Here is a 12357-nt window from a genome sequence, read left to right on the forward strand (position 1 = left end):
TGCCGGTGTGTTGTCGCAGCGTTGCGCGGCTTCGCCGTTCATGCTGAGCCACAGTTCGGTTTTGCCCACATCGACCCCGATCCGCTGAGCCGTTACCGATGTTGCCATCGTTCACCTCCCGAGCTAGCGTAAAACCGTCTGTCGGGGCCTCACCGAACGCTGGCTTGCCATCGATCGTCGGTCCCGAGCCGATCGATTCCTTATCGGCGCTTCAGGTGAGGGGTGGGACGAAGTCTCCTACTGTCTGTGCCGCAGGCCAGATGCCGGCCTCGTCCCTCCACCCCGACAGACCCTTTCTAGGCCTGCCGGGGGTAAACATACAAGGCCGGCCCTCCGGCCGATTTGCCCCGGTGGGTCGTCGGCCCCGATCGGCCAGGGGGCTGGCCTCCTACGGGGCGGGGGAACGGCAGGAGGCCGGCCCTCCGGCCGATTTTCGCGCCGATTCGGCCAGAGGCTGGCCTCCCACGGTTACATCCGGCCGGTGGGAGGCCGGGCCTCAGGCCGTACACCCCCGATTGCGCCCGCCACGCTTGGCGCGATAAAGCGCCTGGTCGGCGCGCTCCTCGAGCCGCCGCAGGCTCTCTCCCCGCTCCGCACCAGCCACCCCGAGACTGACCGTTACCCCGCCCACGGTTTCGAACGGCTTGTCCTCGACCACCCGACGGATGCGTTCGGCCAGGGTCCAGGCACCCTCGGCGTCGGTATGCGTCGCCAGCACCAGGAACTCTTCCCCGCCCCAGCGCGCGAAGTGATCGGTGGAACGCAGCACCGTGCGCACCCGGTCGGCCAGCTCGCGCAGCACGCTGTCCCCGGCCAGATGCCCCCAGGTATCGTTGACCGATTTGAAATGGTCGACATCGAACATGATCAGGGAGAATGCCGTTTCGTAGCGCTCCCGCTCGGCATGAGCCTGCTCCAGCAGCGCGTGCAGCTTGGCCCGATTGTAGATCTCGGTCAGGCGATCGTGGGTGGCGAAGCGCTCCAGCTCCGCCTCCAGGCGTTTCTGTTCGGTAATCTCATGGAACACCGCCACGTAGTGCTCCAGCTCGCCCGCGTCGTTGTACACCGCGGTGATGGACTCCCACTGCGGATACACCTCGCCGTTGCGCCGCCGGTTCCATACCTCGCCCTGCCAGCGGCCCTCGGCCTGCAGGCGGGTCCACATCTCGCGGTAGAACTCGGCGTCGTGCCGCCCGGACGAGAGGATCGCCGGAGTCGCCCCGATGACCTCCTCCGGGGCATAACCGGTGGTCTCGGTGAAGGCCGGGTTGACCCGCTCGATGCGCCCGTCCGGGTCGCAGATCAGCAGCGCATGGGTGGTGTGGAAGGCGGTGGCCAGCAGCCGCTGCTCGGCCTCCAGCGCGCGGCGCTCGGCGCGGTCGCTGATGTCGGCCAGGACCATGCTGACCATGTGCGGCGTATCCCCCGCCTCGCGGAAGACCGACGCCGCGACCTCCACCCACTGTTCGCGATCTTTCCGCGTCGGATGTTCCAGCCGCAGCTCCAGGCGCAGCTCCTCGTCGTTGCCGGCCTGCAGTTCATCCAGGGCGCGGTACAGCGCCGGCTGCCCGGGAAGATAGTCGGCCAGCGGGCAGCCGATCAGGGCCAGCGGATCGCGTCCCAGCAGGCGGCCGACCATGGGGTTGGCATCCTGGATGACGCCCGTCGAGTCGAGGATCAGCAGCCCCACCGGCGCGCGTTTGCGCACTTCCTCGAAGCGGCGTTCCTGACGCCGCGCCAGGCGCAGCTCATCGCGGGCCTGACGCAGGGCCTCGCCCAGCTCCTCCAGCAGCCGCGACTGGGTGGACGCCAGCAGCTCGGCGAATCCCACCAGTCCGAGCACCTCGCCGGACTCCGGATCGGTGATCCCCAGGCGGCGGATGCCGTGCTCCAGCATCATCTGGCGCGCACGGAACAGGCTTTCCTCGGTATCCACCGTCAGCAGCGGCCGACTGGCGACCTCCGCCACCGACGGATCCTCCGCCGCGCGCGTCAGCTGACGGACCACGTCGCGCTCGGTCAGGATGCCCGGCGGCCCGCCGTCGACCCAGGACACCACCGCCGCCGCCACCCCGGCCCGCGACATCGCGCGGGTCGCATCGGACAACGGCTGTTCGGCCTCCAGCCGCAGCGGACGGCCCCCCAGTGCCGTGCCCACTTCGCGCAAACGCAGGTAGGCCTCGGCCCCGTGGCTGAGCGCCAGATCGGTCTGCGAGATGATGCCGAAGGGCCGGCCGTCGTCATCGATCACCAGCAGGTGGCGAATGCCCGCCTCGGTCATGATGCCGTGGGCCTCGGTCGCCGACACCGAGCCGGGGATGCTGCGCACCGGCGAGGTCATCACCGAGGCCATGGGGCGGTCGCGTTCTTCCATCCGCGCGGGATCCAGGCGCAGGGCGTCGCGCTCGGTCCAGATGCCCTGCGGGCGGTCATCCTCGCCCACGACCACCACCGAGCTGCAGCGCGCCCGGTGCATGCGCCGCGCCGCCTCGGCGACGCTCTCATCCGGGGCACAGCGCACCAGATCGCGCTGGGCGATCTCGCCCACCGGCACGGACGAAGACCCGGCGAAGGTCGCGGGGAGTACGGGCTGTCCTTCTGTATCGTTCACGGTATTCCATTCCCGGCTGGCGTTCGGCGTGCATGGCGGCACGCGGATCCCAGTATAGACACGGAAAACGCCCGCACGTTATGAGGTGACCACTACCATGAAAAGAACCGGGCCTCCGGTTTGCGGGAGACATCCATGAAGCGTCGTCTGCGCCTGACCCTGCTGGTGCTGATCGCCCTGCCCCTGTTCGCTCTGGGGGTCTGGGCGCTCTGGGGCGAATTTCAGCCCGAGCAGGAGCGGGAACTGCGCGTGGAGGTTCACGACCGCCTGGAGCAGTGGTTCCCCGAGGCCATGGAACTGCCCGACGAACTGCTCGGTTGGGTCCCGCGCTCGCAACGCTACCCGGACTCCGCGGCTCCGGATGCCATCCTGCTGCACGGACTGGACGAGCCCGGCAACATCTGGGACGAACTGGCGGTGGCGCTGGACGGGGCAGCCTTCAACCCCTGGGAGTTCCGCTACCCCAACGACCAGGCGATCGACCGCAGCACCGACCTGCTGGCCGAACACTGGGAAGACCTGGACGCCGATCGTCCGGTGACCCTGATCGGCCATTCCATGGGTGGTCTGGTGATCCGCGATTTCATTACCCGCTGGCGGCACCCGGACGACGGCGAGCCGCGCATCGGGGGCCCGCCGGTGGACGGCGTGATCCTGATCGCCACGCCCAATCACGGCTCGGAATGGGCGCGGCTGCGCATGTGGCTGGAGCTGCGCGAATGGTTCGCCGATATCCGCGAGGACCGGTTTTCGTTGTTCGCCGCTCTGCGCGACGGCACCGGCGCGGCCAAGATCGACCTGCGCCCGGACAGCCGGTTCCTGACCGAGCTCAACGCCCGCCCGTGGCCCGACGACATTCCGGTACGCATCATCGGCGGCGTGCTGGCCGAACCCACGCCCGAAATGGAACGCGGCCTGCAGCAGATGGGGGAACAACTGGACGCCCCCGAGCTGCCCCGCCGCATCGCCGACTGGCTGGACCAGACCGGCGAAGGCCTGGGCGACGGCGTCGTCCCGGTCGACTCCCTGGCCCTGGAGGGGCACCCGGAACCGCTGGTCCTGGAAGGCTCGCACCGCGGCCTGCTGGTACCCACGCCGCTGACGGACACCCCGCCGGCGATCGAGCCCGTGCTGGAGATCCTGGAGCAGTGGCGCGGAGAACCGGATGATGCCCGCGCGCTGGCGGGCCTGGACGAGGCCCGCATGGTCTGGGACATCACCAACGAGCGCCCGGAGCACCTGATCGCGCGCATCAGCATTATCGAGAAGACCCTGGAGTCCGTGCGTGCGCAGGACGTGCGCGCGGACATGATCCTGAGCTTTCGCGATGCAGCCACCGCCCTGCTGGTCACGCGCGACGACCACCTCCCGCTGGAAGACGCCACCGCGGCCGGCCACGTGCGCGACCGCCTGGCGCGGCTGGCCGCGCAGGACGGCGTACGGCTGAAGGCCGATGCCGCGAGCCTGCGCCGCCTGGACCTGGCCCCGGAGGACCTGCCGGACTTCATACGGCCGGTGGAACAGGCCCCGATCGCCATGCTGCGCTGGCGCGCCGAGGGCTACACCATCCTCGACGCCACCTATTGAGAGATCGCATCTAGCCCGGCAGGTCCGCCTGGTTGTGGCGCAGGAGGGAACGCCAGTAGCGGTTGGCGTCGGACAGGATGTGCGTCGCCGCGCCTACCAGCTCGCGCAGTTCCTCGGTGCGCATCCAGCGGGTCTGCTCCACGGCGTAGTCCTCCTGCACCTGCTTGTGCAGGGCGAAGGCCTCCTCGAGGGTGCGGAGCTGGCGCCAGACCTGGCCGGACATCGCCGACATGCGCACGACCTCGTTCTGCGCGAGGATGCCGTGGATCGCCGCACCCCAGGCGGGGAAGAACGCGGTAAAGAACAGGCTCCACGGAAAGTGGAAAAAGAAGTGCAGCGTGACCACCAGGAAGGTCGCGAAGAACAGCGTGAACGCAAGCCGGTGCAGGTACTTGTGGTTCATCTCCAGGTTGTGGGCGGAGCGGCGGTAATACTCGCGGTGCTCGTCCAGCACGTCGTGGATGTAATCCAGTGCCGCCTCGTTGTGCTCGCTCATCCGGTAGGGCACGCGGCCACGGCGGTCCTGCGGCATGCCCTCGGCCACCAGCAGGCGCTGCAGCACCCACAGTTCGGCGCTCTCCAGCTCCGAATGCAGTTCCATGGGGCGGCCTTCCGGGCGGCGGTTCTCCGGCCGCCAGTACGGTGCGGAAAACGTCTTCGGGAGCACCAGTAACGGATACCCCAGACGCAGATAACGCAGCTGCTCGGCGAGGAAACGAAAGCGGATCCAGTGTCCGTGGTGATCGCGGTAGCGGGCCTTCAGCACGCGCCGCACGATGAAATGCAGCAGCACGAACTCCACCGCGATCCAGAAATAAGGCACCTCGCCGGGCGTCGCCGGCCACACCTGCAGGGCCCCGGCCACCGCGGCGAACACCGCCATCGCCGCCGCGTAGTAGATCATCCAGGTGTCGTCCTGGTGGCGCGTGGCAAAGATACCCGCCTGCTCGTCGGACCAGTTGAAGAAGTGTTCGAACGCCGGTTCGCGGATCGGGTGCTCGGCCTCGCGCTCGGGGCTCGGACGCACCGCGTTGTAGCGGTTGCCGCGGGACGGCCGCGGGCGCAGGGCACGCAGTGCCCCGCGGAGGTCGAGCATGGCCAGCGCGGAGGATGCCGCATGCAGACGGTTCACCAGCCAGTGGCGGCGCACTTCGTCGCGGGCATCGGTCTGCAGCAGTTCCACCACACGCGAGGGCTGACTGCGCGCCGGGGGCTCCAGCATCGCGTGCAGCCACATCCAGCTGCCGGTCACCCAGTTCCATAACCCCGGCGGGCGTCGGCGCCGTCGGGTCAGACCCGCCAGGCCCAGCAGCCACAGACCCCACCAGACGACGTAGTGCCCCACCCCCACCTGGTCATCGATCCGCCGGATCAGGCGATTCTCGGTGGTGGTCTCGTCGAGGGCCGGGGTGAACGGACACAGGATGCGTTCCAGCCACTCGTCGATCCGGCGGGAGTCGAGCTCCACCGGGTCGAACAGCGACAGCAGCGCCGCCGGGGTCACTTCCATCACGTCCAGGCGGGTCAGCGCCGCGTCGGTCACCCGCGCCGCCGTCAGCATCATCAGCTGCGGGGTGTCCTGCTCCGGGTCCAGATACAGCAGCAGGACGCCCTGTCGGCGCATCACCGCGTCGCGGATCATCTGCCCCGCGCCGCTGGTGACCTCGTGGGGTTCCTGCCCGTCCCACACGGCCACCAGCATGTCCGAAAACGTCAGCGCCAGGTCATCCCGCAGGCGGTGCACCGACTCGGGCGGGCCCTCCGCACCATGGACGGGCTCGGCCCCCAGCACCACGCCACGGCGGGCATGTGCTCCCGGCTCACCGGCCGTCTCGGGGCTGGTGGACATCAGATGCAGGTCCACATCCAGACGCGCGGCCGCGGATCGCGCCAGCTCGTTGGTTCCGGTGGCACGCCCGGTGATCAGCCGCATCACCGGCGACACGTCCGCATACACCGCATCGGTACTGGCGAAACGTTCCGCGGCCGCGCCGTACAGCCGCCGCAGCACCCGCTCCAGGGTGGCCTGCAGACTGGCCCGCCGGACTTCGGCATCTCCGTGCGACAGCCAGTTGCGCTCCAGGCGCCCCCCGCGGTGCCCCCCCACCAGTACGGAGAACGCCGGGGTCAGCCGGACCTTGTACGGGTCTTCCCCGCCCCCTGTTTCCGCTGCCAACGCATATCCTCCGGGACGAAAACTGTGAAACCATATCACCGTGGCCGTCAGCCGACTGCCCCGCCCCGCCGGAATCTGCTATACGGCTGAAAGGTCGGGCGGGCCGACCGAACCGTTAAGGAAACAACCATGTTTGAACGAATCATGATCCCGGTGGATCTCGAACACACCGACAAGCTGCAGAACAGCCTCGAAATCGCGGCCAGGATGGCACGGGAGTACGACGCCACGGTGTACTACGTGACGGTTTCGGGGAGCCTGGCCAACCGAGCCGCCCGGACCCCGGAGGAAATGGCAAGGCATCTGGCGGACTTCGCCCGCGAACAGGGCGAGAAATACGGCATTCGCACCGATTCGAAGCTGATGCACAGCAACGACGTGGCGGTGGAGCTGGATGACAAGCTGGCTCAGGCGCAGAAGGAACTGGATGCCAACCTGGTGGTGATGGCCTCGCACATCCCGGGCGTGGCCGACCGGTTGCATCTGATCAGTTCGAATGCGGGTGAGCTCGCCCGGCGCCTCCCGGTTTCGGTCTTCGTGCTGCGCTGATGATGTTCATCGCCTTTGTGCTGATGATCGGCTTTCTGATCATCGCCGCCGTTCTGCTGGTATGGCAGGTGAGCATCCTGTTCAGCGTGGTGATCGAAGAAGACGGCAGCGTGCACACCACCCGCGGGGATCCGCCGCGCAATTTCCTGCACGCGGTGCGCGAGGTAGTCAGCCGCCACGGGCTGCAGGGCGGCAGGATCACCGCGGTGCGTGGCCGCGACGGCGTTCGCGTGCGCTGTTCGCGCCGTGTGCCGGAAGAGGCCCGTGCGCATCTGCAGGCCGCGGCGGAGCGGGTCAAGGTCGGCCGCCGCCGGCGCGGGCGCAAGAAGCGCCGCTGAAACCGGCCCTCCCCGGTACGGGCAGGGCCGGATAATGCACCGTCAGAGCAGATCGTCCTGGATGGCGTCGATCGCATCCATGGCGCACTGGTGGTCGACCTCGCCGCTGGGACTGCCCGACACCCCGATGCCCGCGACGATGCGCCCGTCGGAGGTGACCTGAGCGCCGCCGCCGAGGATGGTGACGTTGGGCAGGTGCTGGATGCCGTAGCTGACCTCGCCCGGGAAGGCATCATCGCGCAGCTCCAGCGTATCGGTACGGAAGCTGACCGCCGTCCAGGCCTTGCTCTGTGCAGTGCCGACGGTGTGCGGACCGGCGAACCGATCCCGCTTGAGAGCCTGAGTGGTCCCGAAGCGGTCGACCACCGCTGCGGTTACCTGTGCGTTGCGATCACGACAGGCATCCACCGCGGCCTCGACGGCCTTGGTCGCGATTTCGGGTGTCAGGCTGGGGGTGTTGAACGTGGCCGAATCGGCATGAACGGGCGCGGCGGCCAGAGTCATCAGGCCGCCGGCCAACAGTGCTGAACGAATGGATGGGGACATATCAACCTCCAGGGTTGTGTGGACTCCACCCATTCTTGTAGGTGCCGTTCGGGGATTTGGCAAGCTCCGTTTCGGGACGCCCGCCACGTTCCGGTCCGGCTCAACGGTTTCCGCAACCGGCGCGGTCGACCGCCTTCAGGCCACCCGGCCAACCCGCTCGGGCGCCGCATCATCGGCCATCACCGGCGGGTACTGGCGAGCGAGCTCGCGCGCCGCCAGGACGAAGGTGTTCACCTGCGTGGCGTGCTCGCGCAGCTTGTGCGCCAGATCCGGGTCCTCGCTGACCTCGTCCACCACCACGCCGTCCGGGCGCTCTTCCACGTGCACTTCGATGCGCCCGCGCTGCTCGAAAAGGGTGCGATACAGCGGATCACGGTCACGCAAGTGTGCGCTCTCGCGCAGCCGCCGATGCAGTTCCGGCACGTGCACCCGCAGCAGCGCGGCGAGTTCCGGATCCGTTGCCGTCGTCACCGTCCGGGTACCACCCTCGATGAACTCCAGCTCCCTCCGGATTGCGTCGTGGGACTCCAGCAGGCGCTGAAAGACCACCTGCTCACGCTCGTGCTGCTTGCGGGCTTCGGCGTCCAGGTGACCGCCGCAATCGATCATTCTCAGGTGCATCGTCATGGTCTGTCGGCCTCTTGCTGATGATCCTGCCCGGAAGAAGCAATCTCCCTGCCAACTCGTATTTCCCGCCATGACGCGGCCACATGCCGATGCCGCCGATCAGCTGACCACTCAAACTGCGAATATTGGCAGTCACTAATAAATGAAAATGCCACCTGTGACACCCGAACGCTCGCAAGTCACTGTCAAAAGGGGAAAATTATCTCCAAAAAATTTTCGAATATGGATTGATTCCAATTTGCGGCCGTGTATAATTCCCATTGTCGAGTCGACGGCAGCTCAGCGTCGGTTCGCCATGCAGGGGCCCCTGGCCCCTTCTCTCCTCCATCTCTTCTGGATTTTGCCGTCGGCTCTCGGTGCCCCCCGCACCGACCCGGCGGCCCTTTTTTAAATCCGTCCGATCGGATCCCGAAGCAAACCACATGCCAGGCACTGGCCGCCACGACCGTGGGTCACCCGGACACTGTTGGTTTGACACCACACATTAGCCATCACTAATATTCCGTCTCCCCCGGGTGCTTCGTCGCCATCCCGACGACGAGTGAAACGGGAAGTCCGGTGCGTGCCCGGCCTCGACCTGCGCACAAGTCCGGCGCTGCCCCCGCAACGGTAGGCGGGTCACGGCAGACCCTCGCGAACCACTGCGAAGAACGCGTCCGTTCAGGGCGTACTTCGCGGGAAGGTGGTCTGCCCCGGAGCCAACGGCTCCAGCCCGCAAGCCCGGAGACCGGCCCGGAGGACAACGGAGAACCGTGGGGAGCGGTATCACCGGGCGAATCGGCATCGCCGGCGACCTGCGCCTGGGCGGACTTCAAGTCTCAGGTGGAGCTGCGCTTGGGGGGGGGGGGGGCACCTGGATGGATGCGATCGATCGGGACAGCGGCGAGACCCTGACCGACACGCCGGAACTCACCATGGTGGCGAGCGCGCTGTGGACGCCCACGGAAGATTGCGCCTGCAGCTGCGCAGCCGCTACGTGGATGAGGTACGCGTGGCCGGGGACGAATGGGATCGCTCGTTCACCCTGACCAGTCTGAACGTGGAGTACGCGCCGGCGGCCTGGGAGGACGTCAGCCTGCGCGGCGGGATCGACAACCTGTTCGATGCCGACAATGAAAGTTCGCTGGCGGCGGATCCCGGCCGCTTCCTCCACGCCGGGGTCCGGTACGACTTCTAGAACATCTGGTCCGGGGACCGGGAGGGCTGCCTTTATGGGCAGTCCTTCCCACGGTTTTCATGTCGTTTCTGTCACCACATTGCTCATACGGAGGACTACCCCGGGTGCGGACTGGAACCGGACTCCGCGCAGTATTCCTGCCAGGCTGCCGATCCGCCGCGCAGCACGCGGGCGTCGATGTCCATCGCGCGCAGGCTCTCGGCCACCAGATGGGAGCGCCCGCGCCCGCCACAGAACACCACCACGGGCTGCGCCGGATCCTCCAGATGGGACTCGATGCTGGCCTCCAGCTTGGGCCGGGGGATATTCACGGCCCCCTCAATGGACGCTCCCTGCGCCTCTTCCGGCTGGCGCACGTCCACCAGCAGCAGCGGTTCGCCGGCCTCCCGCCAGCGCGCCAGCTCCGCCGGCTCCACGTGCGGCAGGGTCTGTTCCAGACGGGTGATGCGTTCTTCGAAACGGCTCATGACGATTCCTCGGGTATGGTGGAGAGGTAATTCGAGCTTGCCGGCAGGCCGCCGGAGACCGCAACCTGAGCGGTACTCGTGCGCGATACCTCCGGTGGTGCCAACATGACCGACACTTCCGACGTCCGCAGGCCGGGCTTCGTCGCCCACATGGCGACGGTCTTCATCAACGCCCTCAACGACAACTTCTTCCGCCTGGTCGTCATCTTCATCGCCCTGCGCGAGTTCGTTGCCGAGGGCGAAGGCACGTTCTACTACAGCCTGGTCGGGTTCGTGTTCCTGCTGCCGTTCGTGCTGTTCTCGCCGTGGGCCGGCTACATCGCCGACCGCTACAGCAAGAAGGCGGTGATCGTCGCCACCCGCTCGGCCGAGGCCGTGGTGCTGCTGACCGCCGCGCTCATGCTGATCATCGATTACTTCCCCGGTCTGCTGGTAACGGTGTTCCTGATGGGCCTGCAGAGCACCTTCTTCAGCCCGGTGAAGTTCGGCATCCTCCCGGAGATCGTGCGCTACGCGCAGCTGTCCCGCGCGAACGGGCACATCCAGCTGTGGACCTTCCTGGCGATCATCCTCGGCACCGCGCTGGCCGGCTTCGTGATGGAGTTCGCCGGCGAGGCGCTGTGGATCCCGGCGGTGGTGATCGTGGCGCTGTCGCTCACCGGCCTGATCACCAGCTTCTTCGTCACCCCCACCCGCGCGATCAACAACCCGGCGCCGTTCCGGCTGAACCCGTTCGCCACCGTGGTGCAGTCGATCGCCGAGATCCGGCCGCAGCGGGTGCTGTTCCTGGTGGTCCTCGGTATCGCGTGGTTCTGGGCGCTGGGCACGCTGTATCAGCTGAACGTCCCGCTGTTCGCCGAGCTGCACCTGGGCCTGGGCGAGCTGGCCACCGGCATCATCCTGACCACCCTGGCCCTGGGCATCGGCACCGGCAGCATCCTCGCCGGCTATCTGTCGCGCGGCAGCATCGCCATGCACCACGCCCCGGCCGGCATGATCGCGGCCGCCCTGATCAGCGCGTTGCTGTTTTTCACGACCGACAGCTACCCGGCCACCCTGGTGCTGATGGCCCTGCTCGGCGTTGCCTCCGGCTTCTTCATCGTGCCGATCACCGCCTACCTGCAGGGCCACAGCCCGGAGGAACGGCGCGGGCGTTTCATCGCCGCGAGCAACTTCCTGTCGTTCGGGGCGATGCTGCTGGCACCGGTGCTGTTCTGGGGGCTCACCGGCCCGGCCGGGGTCAGTCCCGCGCACGTATTCATCATCGGCGGAGCCGCCTCGCTGCTGGTCGGGCTCGCGGCCCTGCGCCTGTACCGCCGCCACCGCGCGGAGGCGGATGCCTGACCCCCGAAGGCCCCGGCCGCGCGACCGAACCCCAGCATCCGGTGCGAACGTCTATCTTCGAAGGAAGAACTTGCCAGAGGGGCGAACCCGGGAGGCCATCATGAGCAACAACATGGCCGATGTAACCATTCACATCGACGAGACCATCGACGCCGAGGCCCGCGAACGCATCCAGGACGAGCTGCGCGGGATGAGCGGCGTGATGGCGGCATCCAGCCACGAGGAGAAGCCGCACCTGGTCGTGGTCGAATACGACCCGGAGCGGATCAACAGCCATCGCCTGCTCGACACGGTCACCGCCAGCGGCGTGCACGCCCAGCTGATCGGCCTGTAGTCGGCGGCAAGCCTTTAAGGCTCAAGAGGCTCACGGACGGTGGCGGCTCGCCCCGTCGGTCACCCCGCCGGCGATCATGTGCGCGACGCGCAGCGCCTCCGGCAGGTGGCTGTGGACGCGCTGGTCCTCCAGCAGCTGCCGCGCCGCTTCGGGTTCGATCCCGCAGCGCTGGACATGGACCCCCGCCAGCGGTTCCATCGCGCCGGCGGCCTCGATCAGCCGCCACTTGCGGGCCCCTCCGGGGACATGGTCGAGCAACGCCCGTCGAACGGCCTCCATGTCGGGTTGCCGGCGTGCCACGACCATCACGGGCAGGCCGGTCCGTTCGTGCAGGGCCTGCAGGTCCACCACGTTGAAGCCGGCAAAGGCGATCCCCTGCAGCAGGATCGCGTGCAGCTGCGGGGCGAACGGGCTGTCCAGCACGCATGCGGCCAGACGTTTGGTTGCATTGGCGCCGTCGCGCCGCACCCGGCTCGACACTACGCCGTCCAGCCGCGTGCCGGCGAACACCGCGCCCACCACCAGCACGTCGCCACGATACGTCCGCGCGAACGGCGCATCATCAAAACCCGCCACGTGCGATAGATGTCCCGGCATGCGT

At 67.8% G+C, this 12357-nt stretch carries 11 protein-coding genes, 1 pseudogene and 1 riboswitch; of the genes and pseudogenes, 6 read left to right on the forward strand and 6 right to left on the reverse strand.

The annotated features are described in order from the left end of the window. Window positions 1-496: 496 nt before the first annotated feature. Complete coding sequence (locus F787_RS0112420; protein WP_231373442.1) at window positions 497-2611, reverse strand: diguanylate cyclase; 2115 nt, start codon at window positions 2609-2611, stop codon at window positions 497-499. A 135-nt stretch (window positions 2612-2746) separates the two neighbouring features. Here F787_RS0112420 and F787_RS15715 point away from each other — a divergent pair. Further along, a pseudogene (locus F787_RS15715) lies at window positions 2747-3775 on the forward strand (esterase/lipase family protein); the annotation flags it as partial. 433 nt (window positions 3776-4208) lie between these two features. Here the strand turns inward: F787_RS15715 and F787_RS0112430 are convergent. Then, a complete protein-coding gene (locus tag F787_RS0112430) occupies window positions 4209-6374 on the reverse strand; it encodes a hypothetical protein (RefSeq protein WP_028492386.1) in 2166 nt (721 codons plus the stop codon). 129 nt (window positions 6375-6503) lie between these two features. On the opposite strand from F787_RS0112430, the gene F787_RS0112435 reads away from it, so the two are divergent. Next, a complete protein-coding gene (locus tag F787_RS0112435; protein WP_019570979.1) occupies window positions 6504-6923 on the forward strand; it encodes a universal stress protein in 420 nt (139 codons plus the stop codon). Continuing rightward, window positions 6923-7261, forward strand: a complete 339-nt coding sequence (locus F787_RS0112440; RefSeq protein ID WP_019570978.1) for a DUF3634 family protein — start codon at window positions 6923-6925, stop codon at window positions 7259-7261. Before F787_RS0112435 ends, F787_RS0112440 begins: the two co-directional genes overlap by 1 nt. A 42-nt stretch (window positions 7262-7303) precedes the next feature. On the opposite strand, the gene F787_RS0112445 is transcribed toward F787_RS0112440, so the two are convergent. Further along, on the reverse strand, window positions 7304-7807 hold the full coding sequence (locus tag F787_RS0112445) for a heme-binding protein (RefSeq protein WP_028492387.1): 504 nt from the start codon (window positions 7805-7807) through the stop codon (window positions 7304-7306). Window positions 7808-7942: 135 nt separating this feature from the next. Next, window positions 7943-8434 (reverse strand): hypothetical protein, encoded by a 492-nt coding sequence (locus tag F787_RS0112450; protein WP_051081259.1) that lies wholly within the window; start codon window positions 8432-8434, stop codon window positions 7943-7945. 496 nt (window positions 8435-8930) lie between these two features. Next, a riboswitch (cobalamin riboswitch) is annotated at window positions 8931-9185 on the forward strand. A 180-nt stretch (window positions 9186-9365) separates the two neighbouring features. On the opposite strand from F787_RS0112450, the gene F787_RS0112455 reads away from it, so the two are divergent. Then, the gene (locus tag F787_RS0112455; protein ID WP_369774279.1) at window positions 9366-9611 is read left to right on the forward strand and encodes a hypothetical protein; all 246 of its coding nucleotides are present in this window, start codon (window positions 9366-9368) and stop codon (window positions 9609-9611) included. Window positions 9612-9706: 95 nt separating this feature from the next. Here F787_RS0112455 and F787_RS0112460 read toward each other — a convergent pair whose 3' ends face one another. Continuing rightward, a complete protein-coding gene (locus tag F787_RS0112460; protein ID WP_024329692.1) occupies window positions 9707-10078 on the reverse strand; it encodes a rhodanese-like domain-containing protein in 372 nt (123 codons plus the stop codon). Window positions 10079-10183: 105 nt separating this feature from the next. On the opposite strand from F787_RS0112460, the gene F787_RS0112465 reads away from it, so the two are divergent. Further along, window positions 10184-11422 (forward strand): MFS transporter, encoded by a 1239-nt coding sequence (locus F787_RS0112465; RefSeq protein WP_028492389.1) that lies wholly within the window; start codon window positions 10184-10186, stop codon window positions 11420-11422. Between the two features lie 100 nt (window positions 11423-11522). Beyond that, window positions 11523-11756 carry a hypothetical protein gene (locus F787_RS0112470; RefSeq protein ID WP_018871019.1) on the forward strand — a complete coding sequence of 78 codons (234 nt, stop codon included), beginning with the start codon at window positions 11523-11525 and terminating at the stop codon, window positions 11754-11756. 30 nt (window positions 11757-11786) lie between these two features. On the opposite strand, the gene F787_RS0112475 is transcribed toward F787_RS0112470, so the two are convergent. Next, window positions 11787-12353: a DUF99 family protein gene (locus F787_RS0112475; RefSeq protein WP_026331467.1), complete on the reverse strand. Its 567-nt coding sequence runs from the start codon at window positions 12351-12353 to the stop codon at window positions 11787-11789. Between the last annotated feature and the right edge of the window lie 4 nt (window positions 12354-12357).

The organism is Thioalkalivibrio sp. ALE19, assembly GCF_000428605.1.
Classification (GTDB): domain Bacteria; phylum Pseudomonadota; class Gammaproteobacteria; order Ectothiorhodospirales; family Ectothiorhodospiraceae; genus Thioalkalivibrio.

Bases quoted from the DNA above. Each gene is read 5' to 3' on its own strand.
- F787_RS0112435 (WP_019570979.1), top strand. From the start codon at position 6,504: ATGTTTGAACGAATCATGATCCCGGTGGATCTCGAACACACCGACAAG.
- F787_RS0112440 (WP_019570978.1), top strand. From the start codon at position 6,923: ATGATGTTCATCGCCTTTGTGCTGATGATCGGCTTTCTGATCATCGCC.
- F787_RS0112445 (WP_028492387.1), bottom strand. From the start codon at position 7,807: ATGTCCCCATCCATTCGTTCAGCACTGTTGGCCGGCGGCCTGATGACT.
- F787_RS0112450 (WP_051081259.1), bottom strand. From the start codon at position 8,434: ATGACGATGCACCTGAGAATGATCGATTGCGGCGGTCACCTGGACGCC.
- F787_RS0112460 (WP_024329692.1), bottom strand. From the start codon at position 10,078: ATGAGCCGTTTCGAAGAACGCATCACCCGTCTGGAACAGACCCTGCCG.
- F787_RS0112465 (WP_028492389.1), top strand. From the start codon at position 10,184: ATGACCGACACTTCCGACGTCCGCAGGCCGGGCTTCGTCGCCCACATG.
- F787_RS0112470 (WP_018871019.1), top strand. From the start codon at position 11,523: ATGAGCAACAACATGGCCGATGTAACCATTCACATCGACGAGACCATC.
- F787_RS0112475 (WP_026331467.1), bottom strand. From the start codon at position 12,353: ATGCCGGGACATCTATCGCACGTGGCGGGTTTTGATGATGCGCCGTTC.